Genomic DNA, 16,965 nt, shown 5'->3' on the forward strand with positions numbered 1-16,965 from the left:
CGGGAGGACGAATGAAGCTCGAAGGCTCGTGCCACTGCCGTGGCGTGCGCTTCAGCGTGGAGACGAAGCACCCGCAGCCCTTCATGCGCTGCTACTGCTCCATCTGCCGGAAGACGCAGGGGGGCGGTGGGTACGCCATCAACCTGTCGGGGGACTCCGGCTCGCTCGAGGTGCGCGGCGGGCAGCACGTCAAGGTGTACCGCGCGCGCATCAAGAACCCGGAGGACGCGAAGGCGCGCCTGAGCACGGGGCGGCGTCACTTCTGTGGGCGGTGCGGCTCGGCGCTCTGGCTGTATGACCCGACGTGGCCGGAGCTCATCCACCCGTTCGCGTCCGCCATCGACACGCCCCTGCCGGTGCCCCCGGAGCACGTGCACATCATGCTCGACTTCAAGCCGGACTGGGTCCCCGTCCACGCCGCGAAGGGGGACAAGAAGTTCAAGCGCTACCCGAAGGAGTCCATCGCCGGCTGGCACCAGCGCCACGGCGTGGAGGAGGACTGAGCGCGCGCCGGCTCCAGCGCCCGCCCCTCGAGGGCCCGCGGGTCCACCGCGAGCTGCCGGCCGAGGGGGCCCGAGGTGTCGCCGAGGAGACGCGGAGGCCGAGGGGCGCATCCCTTGGAAATGGAGCCTCCGTGGCAGTCCCAGAGCTGCACGGTTGTAGAAGCCGTCCGAGTGGAGGCACATGCCGCCCAGGCCCTGGATGTTCATGTCGAGCTTGCCAGGACGGGGGCGTCACCCGCTGTTACTTGGAGCCTCGCGGTGCGAGGTCTACCCGGGCTCCAGCGCGAACGTCCGGCGCAGCAGCCCCGCCCCATCCCATCGCGACGTGCGCTCCTCCGTCGCAGCCTGGGCCGGGCTCTCCTCCTCCAGCACCGGCTCCGCCCCTCGTGAACCCCTCGGAGACTTTTCCGATTTCACTGCATTTTCTGTTTTGACATTCAAGTCAACTCTGTGTGCTGATTAGGACGTCATCCGGAAAGTCCGGATGACGGAACAATCATCATGAGGGGCTTCCCCTCCTCGGGACGCCTCTCCAATGCACGCTGGTGGGCTGGACCTGCCGGCGGGAGGAACCACATGAAGAAGCTCCAAGTCCCTGGCCGCGCGCGTCTGCCCCGGTGGACGCTCGCCCTCGCCGTCTCGGCCCCCGCGCTCCTCGTCGGCTGTGGCCTCGGTCAGCTCATGAGCGCCCCGTGGATTCCCGACGCGGACAACGACGGCGTCGTGTTCCTGGGCGACTCAATCTTCGCGCTCTCGGGGGAGATCCAGAGCGCGATCCACGCCAAGGCGGGCGAGACGTTCCGCAACTACACGACCTCCGGCGCGGAGCTGGAGGGCGGGGTCGTCACCCCCTCCATCCGCGGGCAGTTCGACCTCGCCGAGAGCGACAATCCGAACAGCCCCATCGTGGTGATGGACGGCGGAGGAAACGACATCCTCATCCCCACCATCGCGCTCGCCGACCCCTACGACTGCAAGACGCAGTGGTATGAGTTCGGCCGCCTCTCGCAGAGCTGCCGGGAGTACATCAACGACATCTACGTCGACGTGGCGGACATGCTGAACGACATGTCGGCCAGCGGCGTCACCGACGTCGTCTACCTCGGCTACTACCACACGAAGGGTGGGCTCCTCGGCGCCGACGACCTCGACGAGGCCGTCGACTACGGAGATCAGATTCTGGCCAAGGCGTGCTCGAACGCCGTCGTCGACTGCGCGTTCGTCGATCCGCGGCCGGTGATCACCAACGCCGACATCAAGTCCGACGGTGTTCACCCGACGACCTCGGGTTCGAACAAGATCGCCGGGCTCATCTGGTCCGAGCTGGGGCCGCGACTCTGATGCGCAGTCGGCGCGGGAGAATCATCGTCCTCCTCGCGTCCGGCGCCCTCCTCATGGCTGGCGCGCTCCCCTTCTTTCGAGGCGGGGGCGCGCCGGTCGCACGGGCCGGTGCGTCGCAGCCCGCTTCGGTGAGTCCCGGGGAAGCGCCACGACGGCTCCACGGCGAGGCCCCCGGACGGGCGGAGAAGGCAAAGGACCAGGACGGGGAGGTGGCCGCGCGCTGGATGCAGGCGGCGCTCGCCCACGAGCACGAGGAGGAGACGAGACGGCGAGAGCTCCTCGACGTGGACCCGACGCTCTCGCTCGAGGCGCAGCAGAGCGCGTTTCTCGACCGGCTGTCCGCGGGCGCCGGCGTGGACCCAAGAGAGCCGGAGGCCCATCTGGTGCGGTCGCAGGCGACCGAGGTGTTCCTACGGCTCGAGCCGGTGCAGGCACGCCTCGCCGCGATGCCGGTCGAGGAGCGACGGGCCGCCCTCGCCGGCATACGGCGGCGCATGGGCTACTCCGAGGAGATGATCGCCCGCAGAGCGGCGGACGATGCGTACCGGGACGCGCGCTGGGAGAACGGGCATGCGTACATGAAGGCGCGAGCGGAGCTGTTCTCGCGGCTCGAGCAGGGTGAAGCCCTCGAGGCCGAGTTGCGTTCCTTGCGCGAGCAGTACTTCGAACACGAGGCACCGACCATCGCGCGCGAGGAGGACGCAGGGTTCTTCCGCTACCAGCGGCGCCGCGTCTACGGCCGGAACTGAGAACCGCGGGAAGAGCGTGGCCAGGTTCTCCCTCACCGCCTCGTACAGCACCGTCCCCTCCGGCTGCCTGCGGTGGCGGCAGCTTCCAGTCCATCACGCCTGACGGCGCAGGAACCAGACCTCGATATCGGGAGGAAGTACCGCCAGCAGCGGACTGGCCATGCCTACGGCCGCCGTCAGCGCCACTGCCTTGGGCACGGAGACATCGCGCGAGTAGCGAATGCGCGCATACAGCCCCTGGGTCGACACCGAAGGCAGCGCCATCTGCGCTTCGAGCCGGAAGCCGTGCCGCCGCGCCAGCGCGGCCTCCGAATCCGAGTCCAGGTAATGCACGTGTGGAGACGGGAACCCCATCTGCCACAAGCGCGCGAATGAGCCCGGCAGTCCGAGCCTGCCCAGGAGTCGTGCAACCCGATAAAGGACTCCGCGCCGTGACGGTGCGTTGATCACCAGCACCCCGCCTGGCTGGAGCCGCTCGAAGCAGGCCGACAGCGTGGAGTTGATATCGGGGATGTGCTCGAGCACGTCGTTGAAGACGATGACCTCGAAGCGCTCGTCCGCGCTCAGCGCATCCGGAAAGAAGCCTCCGCGGACGGGCAGGCCACGGGACTGCGCGGCCTGTGCCACGGCCACGTCAGGCTCGAGCCCCACGCCCGCGAACTCCCTGGCCGTGGCCTCCAGGAACCACCCATGCGCGCACCCCACGTCCAGCAATGACGGGCGCCGCGTTGCCGCACCGGGCATCAGTTGTGCGCCTCGCGCGGTTGGACCAGACGCGAAATAGGCGCTATCGGCACTGAAGTCGAGCACCTGGCGAGCATGTCTACAGGCCGGGTGGCCACTCCCGCGCGTGTCAGACCGGGCTGGAACAGCCGGGCCGTGAATCAGAACGCCTGGGCATTCCGCGCGATGAGCGTCCGGATGGGCCGCGAAACCCCCGCCACGCTGTCGTACAGGTCATTGCCCAGGACAATCACGGTGACGTCCAGGTCCCAGAAGATGCCCACGTCGGCGCGCAGGTGGCCGCCGTGGAAGATGAGCCGGTGCCCCTCCACCTGCGCCGTCCGAAAGCCGTGGGCGTAGTTCGGGTCCGGAGAGCCCGGTGGGGGCGTGAGGAATGCCTCGAGCGTCCCGGGCTTCATCAGCTTCCCCTTCCTGAGCGCCCGCATGAACCTGAAGAGGTCCATGGCCGTGGAGTGGCCGCCCCCATGTGGTCCGCCAATCCAGCCGTAGTTCCGGCTGTCCAGCACCTTGGGCTCTCGCCCGAACGGGTCCAGCGGCGTGCGGTCATGGATGCGCGCCAGGTCCCGCACGACGGCGTCGCGGCCCACGATGTCGGTGCCCGTCATCCCGAGCGGCGTCCAGATGCGCTCGCGAAGGGAGTCCCGGTAGTGCCTGCCCTCGATGCGCTCGATGATGGCGCCGAGCAGGACGAACCCGGCGTTGCTGTAGGACCAGTCCGTCCCCGGCTCGAACCGCAGTGGCTCGCCATGGAAGGCGGTGGTCATGTCCGTGGCGTCGGTATAGCGCCGGGTCGCGTCGAAGCCCGGCGAGCCGAACAGGGTGCCCAGCCCGCCCGTGTGGGTCAGCAGGTGGCGCACGGTGACCTTCTCCCGCACCGCCGCGTCCGGGTAGTCCGGCAGGTGCTTCCCCACCGTGTCCTCCAGCGACACCCGGCCTTCGTCCACGAGCTGCGCCACCGCCGCCGCGGTGAACATCTTCCCCACCGACGCAAGGTCGAACCGCGTCCCCTCGCGGATGGGGACCTGGAACGCGCGGTCCGCCAGACCGTGCGCCGTGGAGAGCAGCACCTTGTCGCCCTTGGCGATGAGCACCACGCCGGACCACCTGTCATGCTTCGCCAGCAGGCCGAGGTGACGCCGGATGGCGTCGAGCGTCCCCTGCCGGCCCAGCGCGCCGCCATCGGGCCACTGGAAGCGCGCCTGCTCCTCTGGGGACGGCACGGGCGCGAGGCTCACGTCCACCTCCCTGCCCTCCGGGTCCGAGTAGACGGTGACGCGGCTGCGCCGGCCGTCCCGCCGCGAGGTGAGGATGAACGAGAGGACGTCATCCCCCCGAGCCTGGACCTCCCCCACCTCCAGGCCCATGGGGTCATGCACGTTCTTCATCAGCACGCGGTAGTTGGCGCGGGTCGTCCAGAGCAGCGGGTCCACGCTCAGATAGCGCTGCACGAATGGCTCTATCTTCGCGCTGTCTCCGCTCTGGACGGCCTCCACCCACGCCCGCGCCACACGGCCCGGGGGCGTATCGGGGAACTCGGGTGGGGTGACCTGGAGGATGAGCGAGGCACCGAGCAGCGCAAGGAGGTTCATTCCCGGACGCCTACGGACGACCCGGCCCCCCATTGCCCGCCACGAGAGGCGGGACGCAACTCCGGGGGCGACACTCCGACAATGGGCTACAAGGTCCTCTCCACGGCGGAGTCGTGTGGGGGTCCGGACCGACCGCCGCAGTCCCCGGGAGAATCGTCATGACCAGGATTGGAAGCTCCGGTTCCCGCGCATCGACTTCGTCGCAGGTCCGGCAGGTCGAGCCCCGGGTCTCGCAGAAGGCCTCGCCGCAGGCGGCGGTCAAGACGCAGCCCAATGCCATGAAGACCGCCGTCGCCGAGCGCTTCCGCGACGGCTTCGACGCGGCCCCCCGGGGAGCGGCGGCCCAGCGCCAGACGCTGCTGGGGGAGATTGGCAACCACTCCCACGGCCCCCACGCCCCCGGCACCGAGACCACCGCGAAGAAGCCCGGTGGCCCGACGCCTGCGCCCACGCCGGGCCCCACCGTCTCCACGGACGCCTCCGGCCGCACCGTGGTGGACCTGGGCTCCGGCAACGACAACGCCACCATCTCCCAGACGCAGGACGGTGGCCTGTCCGTCACCTCGGGCGGCAACACGGTGACCCTCACGGCGGAGCAGGCGAAGAACGCGGTCATCCGCGGCGGGGACGGCAACGACGCCATCACCGTCGACTCCAGCGTCACCCAGGGCGTCAGCATCGACGGTGGCGAGGGCAACGACAGCCTCGTCGGCGGCATGGGCAACGACGCGCTGTCGGGCGGCGGCGGCGACGACTACATCGAGGCCCGGGGCGGCAACGACGCCATCTCCGGCGGCGACGGCCGGGACGTCATGTACGGCCTCGACGGCTCGGACAGCATGGATGGCGGCGCCGGGCGTGACTACATGGACGGCGGCGCGGGCAACGACGCCATGAGCGGCGGCGACGGCGATGACCAGGTGATTGGCGGGCGGGGCAACGACGCGCTGTCGGGCGGGGCGGGCAACGACGCGGTGGCGGGTGGCCTGGGCACGGACGCCGTCTCGGGCGGCGAGGGCAGCGACAAGCTCTACGTCCAGGACGACGACGCCGTCGACGCCTCGGCCGAGGACACGCGGCAGACCGTCGACATGACGGACTCGGACTCGCTGGGCAGCTCCGTGTCCGTCGCATCCGGCGAGGACGCCGACTTCAACGCCCGCGTGCAGTCGGACCTGGACGCGATGCGCTCGCTCCCGTCGGGCCAGGACCTGCTGCGCCGGCTGGACTCCAGCGGCAAGAAGACCACCATCCAGTCGACGGCCGGCGGGAACTCCGCCACCGGGACGAACTTCAACGACGGCTACATGTCCGCGGATGGCACGCCGGGCAAGGGCACCGACTCGCAGGTGAACTACAACACCTCGCGCATCTCCCTGGGCGGCGAGGAGTGGATGAACCGCCCGCCCATCGTCGGCCTCTTCCACGAGCTGGTGCACGCCTCCGACTTCGTGAACGGCGAGCTCGCCCCGGGCACGTCCGAGGGCGTCCGCAACCTGGAGCACTCCGCGGTGGGCCTGCCGTACGACCACGACAACGACCCGTCGACGCCCAAGCGCAAGCAGGACCGGACCGCCGAGAACGACCTGCGCGACGACCTGAACCTGCCCACCCGTCCGCGCTACTAGGCCAGGCACGGAGTCGCACGCATGAGGGCACCTGGAGGCGCTCGTGAGCGCCCCCCTGCCCCGCTGACGCGCGACCCCGCCCTCCGGCGGCTCAGCGCGCCGGCAGCAGGCCCTGCATCACGCGTGGGCCGGTGGCCTCGTCCACCTGGTCGGCCTGCCACTCCAGCCACTGCACCATGCTGATGGAGACCTGGAGCGAGAAGTCGGTGGAGATCCACTCCTTCCGCCCGCTGGCGTACTGGGGCCCCGGCACCACCGAGCCGCCCTGGAAGGGCTGGGAGCACTGCGTGGTCGCGAAGTAGACCGCGTCCGTGGTGGGGCCGCCGGGGGCCGGCAGGCACTGGCCGGTGGTGGAGGACAGGTCGAAGATGGGCGGCACGGTGCGCGTCTTGTCCGGGACCGACGCCGTCATGTGGCAGGAGAGGCACGAGCTGCGCGCATTGTCCGCGGGGCCGTTGAGGCGCCCGTTGCAGCCCAGGTGTCCCCCGTTGGAGTGCGCGTTCCAGCGGTCCGCGACGTCCCAGAAGACGACCTCCTGCGCGAAGCCGTTCTGCCGCGGGTCGACGGGGTAGTCCAGGGCCAGGCTGTCCGCGGGCGGCGTGTCATTGCCCCACATGAGGCCCAGCGGGGAGATGCGGTTCCACGGGTTGGGCTCCGAGGCCTTCTGGATGCCGTCCGCCACGAACGTCCCATAGGCCCAGCCCGTGGGCGAACGGTCGTCACGCACCGCGATGTCGAACTGCAGCAGCGTCACCGTGCCCGGCGAGCGCGGGCACTGCTGGCTGATCTCCTGGAAGGAGCAGGTGGAGGAGCTCCCACCATCTCCCGGGGCCGGCGTACACGCGCAGTAGGACGGGGCGCTGATGTTGGCCTGCCATTGCGGCATGTTCTCGAGGTTGGGAATCTGCTCGGGGGTGGCGGTGGTGAAGAGCAGCTTCCCGATGACGGCGCCCTCCGGGAAGGCCATGTCCCTGGCAGGCAGCCGCGCCTGCCCGTCCGGCTTCCACACCGTGCCCAGCGCGTAGGCGGCGCGAGGGTTGTAGAAGCCCACCGCCCAGACCGTCGTCTTCAGCTGCTGCCCTCCCGGCTTGAGGGTGAAGGTGACGGGCGCCTCGCGCGTGAGGCCGTGCATGAACTCGCGGCCGCTGGACGGGTCATACGTCTGGAAGGGAATGTGGACCCAGGAGCGCACCGGGTTGTTGCAGAGCGTCCAGTCCTTGGAGACGTCCCCTCCGTTGGCGCCGTTGTCCACGTTGCCGGCCTGGAGGTAGCGCATCACCGCCCAGGTGTACGCCTCGGCCGCCGCCGTCCGCTCGGCCTGGCTGAGCTTCGGGTCGAACGGATTGACGGCGCGCCAGCCCTCGTCCGCCGGCTGGGGAGCGGGAAGCTGCGCGGGGTACTGCTGGCTCAGGCGGAACACGGGCCCTGTCCACCCTGGAGGCGGCTGGTTGGAGACATCCTGCCCCATCCACATCCCCGTGCTGGTGAACTTCGGGTCCTGCCAGTAGTTCGGATAGGGGCCGTCACACGTCCCCACACCGGCCGCGTCCGTCCGGGTGTCCGGGCCCTCCGTGTCCCGGACGACTTCCTGCATCGTGCACGCCCAGAGGGCGAGCGCCCCCGTGCCGGCCAGCGCCAGCCCCTTCTTCATCATCTTCATGGATGGAATCCCCGTGAGCGCGCCGTCCTGCCGGCGCATGCGGCGGGAGGCCCTGTTGCACGGGGCTTGCCAGCCTCGCGGGGCCGTGACGTCCGAGGGAGCACCGGGCAGGAGGCGCGCGTCCATGCACGGCGCCAGGACGCATCCGCGTTCCTCTGGCACGCACGCCTGGGGGCAGCCGGGGCGTCGCGAGGTGCCTCTGGAGGGGCATACCCGGCGTGCAGGCGAGCCCCTCGGGGAGCGCCGGAGAAGCCGGTTGGCGAGGCTGGACGCATCGCCTAGCTTCGCGCCCCATGAGCAGCAAGATGGACTTCCGGGGCCGCTGGGTCCTGCTCACCGGCGCGTCGTCCGGTCTGGGGTTGGAGATGGCGCGCGTGCTGGCGCGCGAGCATGGCGCGAACATCCTCGCCGTGGCGCGGCGGGAGGAGCGGCTGGTGGCGCTCCGGGAGGAGCTCACGTCGAAGCACGGCGTGCAGGTGGTGCCCCTGGTGGCGGACCTGGCCCGGCCCGGAGAGCCGAAGCGCCTCTTCGAGGCCGCGGTGGCGGGCCGCGAGGTGCATGGCGCCATCCTCAACGCGGGGGTGACGTTCTACGGGCGCGCGCTGGAGCAGTCCCCCGAGGACTTCCAGGCCATGCTGGCCACCAACGTCTCCAGCCTCGTGGAGCTGTCACGCCACTTCGCGAGCCACCTGTCGGCGCACCGCACGCCCGGAGGCCTCATGCTGGTGTCCAGCATGGCGGGCTTCTCGCCGTTGCCCTACCAGACGGCGTACGCGGCCACGAAGGCGTTCGTCATCAGCTACGGGCGCGGGCTGGCGTACGAGCTGCGCGACGCGGGCGTGTCCGTGACGGTGTTCGCTCCCGGCGGCATCGCCACGGAGATGCTGGAGGTGTCCGGCCTGTCGCGGAAGTTCAAGGCCGGGGACCTGGGCATCATGCCCGCGGACACGTGCGCCCGGCTGGCGGTGGACGCCTTCGCCCGCCGCCGCGAGCTGTACGTGCCGGGGCTCCTCAACCGCTTCCTGGCCCTGGCGATGAAGGTGCTGCCACAGGGCTTCCTGATTTCCCGCTCCGCCGCGCTCTACGCGGGGGGCCTCAAGCCCGGTCCTTGAGCCGGGGAAGCGGCCCGCCCTGGACCGCCGGCACCTCGGGTACGGCGTCGGGCAGTTCCAGCACCACCTCGGCCCCCGGGCCCGGCACGTCCGCCACATACGCGTGGCCTCCGTGGCGGCGCGCCACCTCCGCCACCACGGCCAGCCCCAGCCCGGTGCCCCTGCCCGCGGACTCCACCCGGTAGAAGGGCGTGAAGACCTTCTCCCGGTGCTCGGGAGGAATGCCCGGCCCCCTGTCCCTCACCGACAGCCGCCACGTCTTCCCCTGGCGCTCGGCACGCAGGGTGATTTCGGTGCCGCTCGGGGCGAAGCGCAGCGCGTTGGCCAGCAGGTTGTCCACGGCCTGCCGCACCGAGCCCGCGTGGAAACGGCACGAAGCGGGAGCCGGGGCCTCCACCGTCACCCAGACACCTCGCTCCTCCGCCTCCGCCCGCGCCGCCGCCGAGGCGTCCTCCAGCAGCTCACGCAGGTCCCCCGCCCCCACCTCCCACGCGCCCCGGCCGAAGGAGGCCAGGTCCAGCAGGTTGCCCGCCAGCACGGACAGGCGCTCCACCTCGCGGCGCGTCTCCACCAGGGACTCGCGCAGCTCCGCCGCGTCACGCTCCTTCCAGAGCGCCAGGTCCAGGTGCGTGCGCATCAAGGCCAGCGGCGTGCGCAGCTCGTGCGCGGCGCGGGCGATGAGCTGCTCCTGCGCCTCGCGCGCGGCGCCCAGCCGGCTGTTGGCCTCGCGCAGCGCCGTCTCCACCTCCGTCACCTCGTCCGCCCCACTCGCGCGCGGCGCGGCGCCGGACAGCGCCCCCTCGCGCATCTGGGTGATGAGGCCGCGCAGTCCCTCCAGGCGCCCGGAGAGCCACCGCGCCTGCCACGCCTGCAAGGCGAAGAAGACAAGCCCCAGCGCGGCCACCAACCCCAGCGTGATGAGCCGGAAGGCGCGCACCGCGGCGTCCATCCAGGCCAGGGACGCGGACAGGCGCAGCAGGTACGGCACACCGGCCTCGGACTCCACGCGCACGGAGAGCCGCCTCAGCCTCGCCCCGTCCTCGACCACCGTCTCCAGCCGGGGTGGGCCCGCCTGGGCCGGCGGCACCAGCCGCTCCGGCGGCGGCTGCCCCGCGGGAGGGAAGGACAGCACCCGCTCGCCATCCGGCCCGTACACCTCCGCCACCGGGGCGAAGGCCCGCACCACGTCGGTCAGCGGCGAGTGCGACAGGTGCAGGTGCGGCGAGCCCCCGGGCCCGTCGAAGAGGCTCACCGCCTCCGTGGCCGCCTGTGACAGCAGCGCCTGGTCCACCGCGCGCTCCAGCCAGGCCTCGAACAGGTGGCCCGCCAGCATCACCGCCAGCACCAGCCCCAGCACCGGCACGCCCGCGCCCAGCAGCCACAGCCGCGTGGACAACCTCACTTCGCCGCCTCCACCACCAGCCGGAAGCCCACTCCGCGCACCGCCTGGATGGACACCACCGGCGTGGCCCCCAGCCGCTCCAGCTTCCCGCGCAGGTAGCCCACGTACACGTCCACGATGTTGGGCGGCCCGTCGAAGCCCGCCCCCCACACGTGCGCCAGCAGCTCCGAGCGGGACAGCACCTCGCCCACGTGCGAGGCCAGCTCCTGGAAGAGCGAGAACTCGCGCCCGGTGAGCGGCTGCTCCTGTTGGCCATGGCGCAGCACGCGGCGCCGCGCGTCCAGCACCAGCGGGCCCACGTGCCCGAGCACCGAGCCCGCCTCGCCCCGGCGGTGCAGCGCCTCCAGCCGGGCCAGCAGCTCCTCGAAGGCGAAGGGCTTCACCAGGTAGTCGTCCGCCCCCGCGCGCAGCCCCGCCACCTTCTCGCCCACCGTGCCCCGCGCGGTGAGCAGCATCACCGGCGTGCGCAGGCCCCGCTCACGCCAGCGCCGCAGCACCGCCAGCCCGTCCAGGTCCGGCAGGTTCCAGTCCAGCAGCACCACGTCGTAGGGCACGTCCTGGGCCTGCCGGAGCGCATCCTCGCCCCGCTCGCACACGTCCACCTGATGGCCGGCCTCGCTCAACCCGCGGTGCAGCAGCCGGGCCATCCGCTCCTCGTCCTCCACCAGCAGCAGCTTCATGCGGGGACCTCCCTGGCCGCGGGGGTCTTCGCCGCCCGGGGACGGCGGCGCGACAGCCAGGGGTACAGCGCGGGCAACACCCCCAGCGTGAGCAGCGTGGACGTCACCAGCCCGCCCACCACCACCGTGGCCAGGGGCCGCTGTACCTCCGCGCCCACCCCCTGCGCCAGCATCATCGGCACGAAGCCCAGGGCCGCCACCAGCGCCGTCATCAGCACCGGGCGCACGCGCTCGCGGGCGGTGAGGCGCACCGCCTCCGGAATGGGCATGCCCTCCGCCTCGTGGTGCAGCAGGCGGGACACCCACACCACGCCGTTGAGCACGGCGATTCCGGACAGGGCGATGAAGCCGATGGCCGCGGAGATGGACACCGGCATGCCGCGCAGCGACAGCGCCAGCACGCCCCCCACACAGGCGAAGGGCACGTGGGTGAAGATGATGACGGCGGGCCTCAACCGGCCGAAGGCCACGACGAGCACCAGCACGATGAGCCCCAGCACCGCGGGGATGACCAGCGACAGCCGCCTCGCCGCCGCCGTCAGCGTCTCGTACTGCCCGCCCCAGACGAGCCGGTAGCCGGACGGCACCTCCAGCCCCTTCGCGATGCGCGCCTGGGCCCCCGCCACCACCGTGCCCAGGTCCGCCCCGCGCACGTTGAAGCCCACCACCAGGCGGCGCTGGCCGTCCTGCCGGCTCACCAGGCTGGGCGCCGAGGTGAGGCGCACGTCCGCCACGCGCGACAGCGGCACCGTGCCGCCGGTGGCGGCGGGCAGAGCGAGGTCCGCCAGGGAGAAGGCCTCCGCGGTACCGCCCAGGCGAAGGAGGATGGGCACGCGCACCGCGCCGTCGAAGGTGGCGCCCACCTCCAGGCCGGTGCGCACCGCCTGCACGGCCTCCAGCACCTCTCGCACGGAGAAGCCCGCGCGCGCCGCGTCCAGCGGCCGGGGCTCCACCTCCAGCAGCGACACCTCCGGAGGCGCCAGCACACGCACGTCCTCCGCGCCCTTCTCCTCGTCCACCAGGGCCGCCACGCGCTCGGCCAGCCGGCGCAGCTCCCCCAGGTCCTCGCCGTAGACGCTCACCGCCACGTCCGCGACGGAGCCGCCCAGCAGCTCGTTGAAGCGCATCTGGATGGGCTGGGTGAACGAGGGCTCTCCCCCGGGCGCGTCCTCATCCAGGATGCGCTGCATCTCCTCCACCAGCCCCTCCGGGGTGAGCCCCGGCCGCCACTGCTCGCGGGGCTTGAGGGCGACGAAGACGTCCGCCTGCTCCAGGCCCATGATGTCGGTGGCCACCGCGGGACTTCCCACGCGCGACACCACCTGCGTCACCTCCGGCACCCGTCCCAGCAGCACGGCCTCCAGCCGGCCCGCCTCGCGCGCCGCGCCCTCCAGGCGGATGTCCGCCGCGCGCGTCGTCTGCACCACCAGGTCTCCCTCGCTGAGCTGCGGGGCGAACTCGGTGCCGGCCCGCACGTACTCGAAGACGCCCAGGGCGAGCAGCACCAGGGCCCCGCCGGCCACCCAGGCCGGATGCCGCAGCGCCCGCTCCAGCAGCGGAGGGTAGGCGCGCTGCACCGCGCGCACCAGCCAGGGCTCGCGCTCCGGCACGTGCTCGGGGCGCAGCACCAGACTGGCCGCCGCGGGGATGAAGGTGAGCGCCAGCACCAGCGAGGTGGCCAGCGCCAGCACCACGGTGAGCGCCATGGGCCGGAACATCTTCCCGTCCACCCCGGTGAGCGACAGCACCGGCACGTAGACGAGCATGATGATGAGCACGGAGAAGAAGACGGGCCGCGCCAGCGACGACGTCACCTCGCCCACCCGCTGCTGCCACCCGCTCGCATCCAGCCGGTGCCGCGAGTGCCCCACGTGGTGGAAGAGGCCCTCCACCATCACCACCGCTCCGTCCACCAGGAGGCCGAAGTCGATGGCGCCCAGGCTCATCAGGTTGCCGGGGATGCCCAGCAACACCATGCCCACGGACGCGCCCAACATGGACAGCGGAATCACCGACGCCACCAGCAGGCCCGCCCGGAAGCTGCCCAGCAGCGCCAGCAGCACCAGCACCACCAGCAGGCCGCCCTCCGCCAGGTTCTTCGCCACCGTGTGCAGGGTGCCGCGCACCAGCACGCTTCGGTCATAGACGATGTCCACCCGCACGTCCCTGGGCAGCGCCTCCTTCACCTCCGGCATCCGCGCGTGCAGCGCCTGGACCACGTCCAGCGCGTTGGCGCCGCGCAGCATCTGCACCATGACGTAGACCGTCTCGCCCCGGCCATTGGCGGTGGCGGTGCCGATGCGGGGCAGCGCGCCCGTGACGACGTCCGCCACGTCGGCCACCCGGACCGGCTCGCCTCCCGGCGTACGCACCACCGCGCCGCCCAGCTCGCTGGCCCCTGGGGGACGCGCCACCGCGCGCACCAGCACCTGCCTGTCCCCGACGGGCAGGCTCGCTCCCGGCACCGAGCCCGAGGCCCCCTCCAGCGCCTGGCGCACGTCCTCCAGCGTCAGCCCGCGCGCCGCCAGCCGGCGCGGGTCCGCCCGCACCTCCAGCGTGCGCTGATGCCCGCCCCAGGTGTTCACCTCCACGACGCCGGGCACGGAGCGCAAGAGCGGCGCCACGCGCAGCTCGGCCAGCTCCAGCAGCCGCGCGGGCGTCAGCGACTCCGAGCTGAGCGTGAAGTGGAAGATTTCCCCCAGCCCTCCCGTGAGGGGCCCCAGCTCCGGCGCGTCCACGCCGGGCGGCAGCCGCGAGGCCAGGCCGGAGAGCCGCTCCTGCACGCCCTGCCTCGCGCGGTACGGGTCCACGTCATCCGAGAAGACGGCGGTGACGGAGGAGATGCCGTAGCGGGACAGGCTGCGGTGCTCCAGCAGCCCGGGGATGCCGCCCAGCCCCGTCTCGATGGGGCGCGTGACGAGCCGCTCCACCTCCTCGGGCGTCATGCCGGGCGCGCGCGTGAGGACGAGCACCTGGTTCGTGGTGATGTCCGGCAGCGCGTCCAGCTCCAGCCGCCAGCCGACCAGCGCGGCCACCACCGCCAGCGCCGCCGTCACACCCAGGACGACGCCGCGGTACCGGACGCTGAGCTCCACCAACCGGCCCATCATTTCGAGCCCTCCTGCCCACCGCCGCCCACGGCGGCCTCCTGGAGGAGCAGCGCCTCGGCGTCCGCGGCCACCACGTCCGCCTCACCCGGGCCGCGCACCAGCGCGTCCGCGCCGGACGTCGCCACCACCTCCACGCGCTGGCGGCGGAAGTCCCGCCCCTGTTGGACCAGGACCTCGGCCTGGCCCGCCTCCAGCAGCAGCGCGCGCACGGGCACCACGGTGACGCCGGGCAGGCCGTCCGCGCGCACCCTCACCGCCCCGGCGAGCCCCGCGGGGAGCTGTCGCGGCGTCTCGGGCTCGAACCACACGGTGGTGGAGCCGTCCCCCGGGTCCACCGCGGGCGAGCGGCTCACCTCGCGCACCGGCACCGGCGGCGTGCCCGGCACGGTGAACTCGAAGCGGGCCTCCTCCGGCAGCACGCGGGCGAAGCGCGCCTCGATGCGGGCCTCGCCGCCGCCCGCCACGCGCACCATCGGCGCCCCGGCTCCGTCGCGCGTCTCGCCCAGCACCACCGACACCTCGGTGACGGTGCCCTCCACGGGGCTGCGCAGCGGCACCACGCCGCTGCGGGCCACGGCGGCGGCCTCCTTCGGGTCCACCCCCGCCACGGCGAGCATCGCCCGCGCGGCCTGCGCGTCCGCCTCGGCCTCGGCGAGCTGAGTCTCCGCCTCGGTCAGCTCGGCCAGCCGCGCCATGCCCGCCTCCTTCAACGCCATGAGCTGCTCGCGGCGCTTCGCATAGGCCTCGCGCCGCAGGGACGCGGCCTGGATGCGGCCCGCGGCCTCCACCACCTCGGGCATGCGCACCTCCAGCAGCACGTCGCCCCGGCGCACCCCCTGGCCGGGCCTCACGGCGATGCGGGACACGCTGGCGCGCAAGGGCACGCCGATGGCGGCGGCCCCGTCGGGCGGAGGCAGCACGCGGGCGGGCGCCTCCGCCAGGGGCACGCCTCGCACCGGGCGCGGGCGCACCCACTCGGTGGCGGAGCTGGGGCGGGACGGCGCGGCGGCGGGCGCTTCCGCGGGCGGCGACGAGCAGCCCGCGCCCAGCAGCAGGGCGGTGGTCAGGAGCACGTGTCTCATGGCGTGGAGCCTTCCGGGGTGGAGATGTCGGCGGCGTCGATGAGGAAGCGGACCCGCACGCGCGCCAGGGCCTCGTCGGCGAGCGCATGGCCCAGACGGATGCGGGCGGAGGCGAGCACGCGGCGCAGGCGGACCACCTCGAGGACGGTGGTGTCCCCCGCGCGGAAGAGCAGCACGCTCAGGTTGGCGGCCTCCTCGGCCCCGGGGAGCAGCGTGCCCTTCAGCAGCTCCACCACCTCGTGGGAGTGCTCCACCTCGTGGAAGGCGAGTGACAGCTCCGCGAAGGCGGCGGCGGCGGCCTCCCCGGCCTCACCCTCCAGCCTCGCGGCCTGGGCCAGCAGGGGCCCCCGCTCGCGCTCCGCGTGGTCGAAGAGGGGCGGCGTCAGGCCCAGCGTGGCCACGCCCCCCACCGCGCCGTCGTACTCGCGCAGGGCCGAGGCGCCCAGCTGGAGCTGGAAGCCTCGCGAGGCGCGCAGCTCGTTGGCCCGGGCACGCTCCGCCCGGGCACCGAGCGCCAGCGCCGTCACGTCCGGCTTCCGCGCCGCGAGCGCCAGCAACTCCGGCCACCGGCTCTCGGGGGGAAGCGTCACCTCGGGAAGAGGGCCCCGGGTGGAGAGCGGCGGCTGCGCGGCGGCACGCCCGAGCTGGCGGGACAGCTGGGCCCGGCGCTCGGCGACGAGCCCCTGGGCGTCCAGCTCGGCCAGCCGTGCCTCGGCGGCATGGGTGACGGCCTCCGCCACCTCCAGCCGGGTGGACGCGCCGAGCGCCGCGGCGGCCTCCACCGCCTTCTGGAACTCGGCGGCGAGCTGGACCTCCTCCGCGGCGCGAGCCTGGGCCTGCTCCGCCGCCCACAACCCGAGCCAGGCCTCCGCCATGGCCAGCCGCCGGGACAGCAACCGGGCGCGGGCCTCCTCGGAGAGGGACTCCGTCTCCAGCCGCGCGGCCTCCCGCCGGGCGCCGGACTGGCCGGAGAGGTTGAGCGGCTGGGCCACGCCCACCCGCAGGTCCAGGCCGCTACCCACCGCCTCCTGGCGGCGCCAGCCCGGCTCCACCGTGAGCTGTGGGTTTGCCACGAGGCCGGAGATGCGGGCATCCTCGGCGCGCTTGGCCTCCAGCGCGCGCGCCGTGGCGGCGGGCAGGGGCGCGCGCCCGGCGGCATCAAGGGCTTCCGCGAAGCTCAGCGGGACGGGCTCCGCTGGCGCCGCGGCCAGCAGCAGTGCTGTAAGGGCAACCACCATGACACGCACCGTAACGGCACCATGTGCGGGCATCCTGAAGGGGTCCTGAGAATCTTCTCAGGATGTGACACCTCCTGCGCTCGGGGTGCAGGCAACCTTATGGAACCTGACGCCGCGCGGGCCGCGC

At 72.6% G+C, this 16,965-nt stretch carries 13 protein-coding genes; 5 read left to right on the plus strand and 8 right to left on the minus strand.

Features of this window, described 5'->3' with window-relative positions; genetic code table 11:
• Positions 1-11: 11 nt before the first annotated feature.
• From K8638_RS10020 to K8638_RS10030, 3 genes are all read left to right on the plus strand, one after another.
• A complete protein-coding gene (locus tag K8638_RS10020) occupies positions 12-503 on the plus strand; it encodes a GFA family protein (protein WP_223754227.1) in 492 nt (163 codons plus the stop codon).
• Positions 504-1,079: 576 nt separating this feature from the next.
• Positions 1,080-1,844: an SGNH/GDSL hydrolase family protein gene (locus K8638_RS10025; RefSeq protein ID WP_223754228.1), complete on the plus strand. Its 765-nt coding sequence runs from the start codon at positions 1,080-1,082 to the stop codon at positions 1,842-1,844.
• A 209-nt stretch (positions 1,845-2,053) separates the two neighbouring features.
• Positions 2,054-2,593 (plus strand): hypothetical protein, encoded by a 540-nt coding sequence (locus tag K8638_RS10030; RefSeq protein WP_223754229.1) that lies wholly within the window; start codon positions 2,054-2,056, stop codon positions 2,591-2,593.
• 93 nt (positions 2,594-2,686) lie between these two features.
• Here the strand turns inward: K8638_RS10030 and K8638_RS10035 are convergent, their stop codons facing one another.
• Together K8638_RS10035 and K8638_RS10040 are read right to left on the minus strand one after the other, a co-directional pair.
• Entirely contained in the window at positions 2,687-3,337 is a 651-nt protein-coding gene (locus K8638_RS10035) for a bifunctional 2-polyprenyl-6-hydroxyphenol methylase/3-demethylubiquinol 3-O-methyltransferase UbiG (RefSeq protein WP_223754230.1), read from the minus strand.
• Between the two features lie 140 nt (positions 3,338-3,477).
• On the minus strand, positions 3,478-4,926 hold the full coding sequence (locus K8638_RS10040; RefSeq protein WP_223754231.1) for a serine hydrolase: 1,449 nt from the start codon (positions 4,924-4,926) through the stop codon (positions 3,478-3,480).
• A gap of 158 nt (positions 4,927-5,084) precedes the next feature.
• Here K8638_RS10040 and K8638_RS10045 point away from each other — a divergent pair, with 158 nt between their 5' ends.
• A complete protein-coding gene (locus K8638_RS10045; protein WP_223754232.1) occupies positions 5,085-6,554 on the plus strand; it encodes a M91 family zinc metallopeptidase in 1,470 nt (489 codons plus the stop codon).
• A gap of 91 nt (positions 6,555-6,645) precedes the next feature.
• Here the strand turns inward: K8638_RS10045 and K8638_RS10050 are convergent, their stop codons facing one another.
• Complete coding sequence (locus tag K8638_RS10050; RefSeq protein ID WP_223754233.1) at positions 6,646-8,214, minus strand: hypothetical protein; 1,569 nt, start codon at positions 8,212-8,214, stop codon at positions 6,646-6,648.
• Between the two features lie 293 nt (positions 8,215-8,507).
• Between K8638_RS10050 and K8638_RS10055 the strand changes: the two genes are divergently transcribed.
• Positions 8,508-9,326, plus strand: a complete 819-nt coding sequence (locus K8638_RS10055; RefSeq protein WP_223754234.1) for an SDR family oxidoreductase — start codon at positions 8,508-8,510, stop codon at positions 9,324-9,326.
• On the opposite strand, the gene K8638_RS10060 is transcribed toward K8638_RS10055, so the two are convergent.
• The 5 genes from K8638_RS10060 to K8638_RS10080 are packed head-to-tail and all read right to left on the minus strand — an operon-like array spanning position 9,310 to position 16,838.
• Positions 9,310-10,728, minus strand: coding sequence for a HAMP domain-containing sensor histidine kinase (locus tag K8638_RS10060; protein WP_223754235.1), 1,419 nt, complete (start codon positions 10,726-10,728; stop codon positions 9,310-9,312). The two genes, K8638_RS10055 and K8638_RS10060, sit on opposite strands and share 17 nt — an antisense overlap.
• Positions 10,725-11,408 (minus strand): response regulator transcription factor, encoded by a 684-nt coding sequence (locus K8638_RS10065; protein WP_223754236.1) that lies wholly within the window; start codon positions 11,406-11,408, stop codon positions 10,725-10,727. Before K8638_RS10065 ends, K8638_RS10060 begins: the two co-directional genes overlap by 4 nt.
• Positions 11,405-14,518, minus strand: coding sequence for an efflux RND transporter permease subunit (locus K8638_RS10070; RefSeq protein WP_223754237.1), 3,114 nt, complete (start codon positions 14,516-14,518; stop codon positions 11,405-11,407). The genes K8638_RS10065 and K8638_RS10070 overlap by 4 nt, the downstream gene beginning before the upstream one ends.
• The gene (locus K8638_RS10075) at positions 14,515-15,600 is read right to left on the minus strand and encodes an efflux RND transporter periplasmic adaptor subunit (RefSeq protein ID WP_223754238.1); all 1,086 of its coding nucleotides are present in this window, start codon (positions 15,598-15,600) and stop codon (positions 14,515-14,517) included. Before K8638_RS10075 ends, K8638_RS10070 begins: the two co-directional genes overlap by 4 nt.
• Positions 15,597-16,838 carry a TolC family protein gene (locus K8638_RS10080; protein ID WP_223754239.1) on the minus strand — a complete coding sequence of 414 codons (1,242 nt, stop codon included), beginning with the start codon at positions 16,836-16,838 and terminating at the stop codon, positions 15,597-15,599. The genes K8638_RS10075 and K8638_RS10080 overlap by 4 nt, the downstream gene beginning before the upstream one ends.
• Positions 16,839-16,965 lie beyond the last annotated feature (127 nt).

Source organism: Myxococcus sp. RHSTA-1-4, from assembly GCF_020037125.1.
Classification (GTDB): domain Bacteria; phylum Myxococcota; class Myxococcia; order Myxococcales; family Myxococcaceae; genus Myxococcus.

Coding starts and splice junctions, on each gene's coding strand:
- K8638_RS10020 (WP_223754227.1), top strand. CDS start 12: ATGAAGCTCGAAGGCTCGTGCCACTGCCGTGGCGTGCGCTTCAGCGTG.
- K8638_RS10025 (WP_223754228.1), top strand. CDS start 1,080: ATGAAGAAGCTCCAAGTCCCTGGCCGCGCGCGTCTGCCCCGGTGGACG.
- K8638_RS10035 (WP_223754230.1), bottom strand. CDS start 3,337: ATGCCCGGTGCGGCAACGCGGCGCCCGTCATTGCTGGACGTGGGGTGC.
- K8638_RS10040 (WP_223754231.1), bottom strand. CDS start 4,926: ATGAACCTCCTTGCGCTGCTCGGTGCCTCGCTCATCCTCCAGGTCACC.
- K8638_RS10045 (WP_223754232.1), top strand. CDS start 5,085: ATGACCAGGATTGGAAGCTCCGGTTCCCGCGCATCGACTTCGTCGCAG.
- K8638_RS10050 (WP_223754233.1), bottom strand. CDS start 8,214: ATGAAGATGATGAAGAAGGGGCTGGCGCTGGCCGGCACGGGGGCGCTC.
- K8638_RS10055 (WP_223754234.1), top strand. CDS start 8,508: ATGAGCAGCAAGATGGACTTCCGGGGCCGCTGGGTCCTGCTCACCGGC.
- K8638_RS10065 (WP_223754236.1), bottom strand. CDS start 11,408: ATGAAGCTGCTGCTGGTGGAGGACGAGGAGCGGATGGCCCGGCTGCTG.
- K8638_RS10070 (WP_223754237.1), bottom strand. CDS start 14,518: ATGATGGGCCGGTTGGTGGAGCTCAGCGTCCGGTACCGCGGCGTCGTC.
- K8638_RS10075 (WP_223754238.1), bottom strand. CDS start 15,600: ATGAGACACGTGCTCCTGACCACCGCCCTGCTGCTGGGCGCGGGCTGC.
- K8638_RS10080 (WP_223754239.1), bottom strand. CDS start 16,838: ATGGTGGTTGCCCTTACAGCACTGCTGCTGGCCGCGGCGCCAGCGGAG.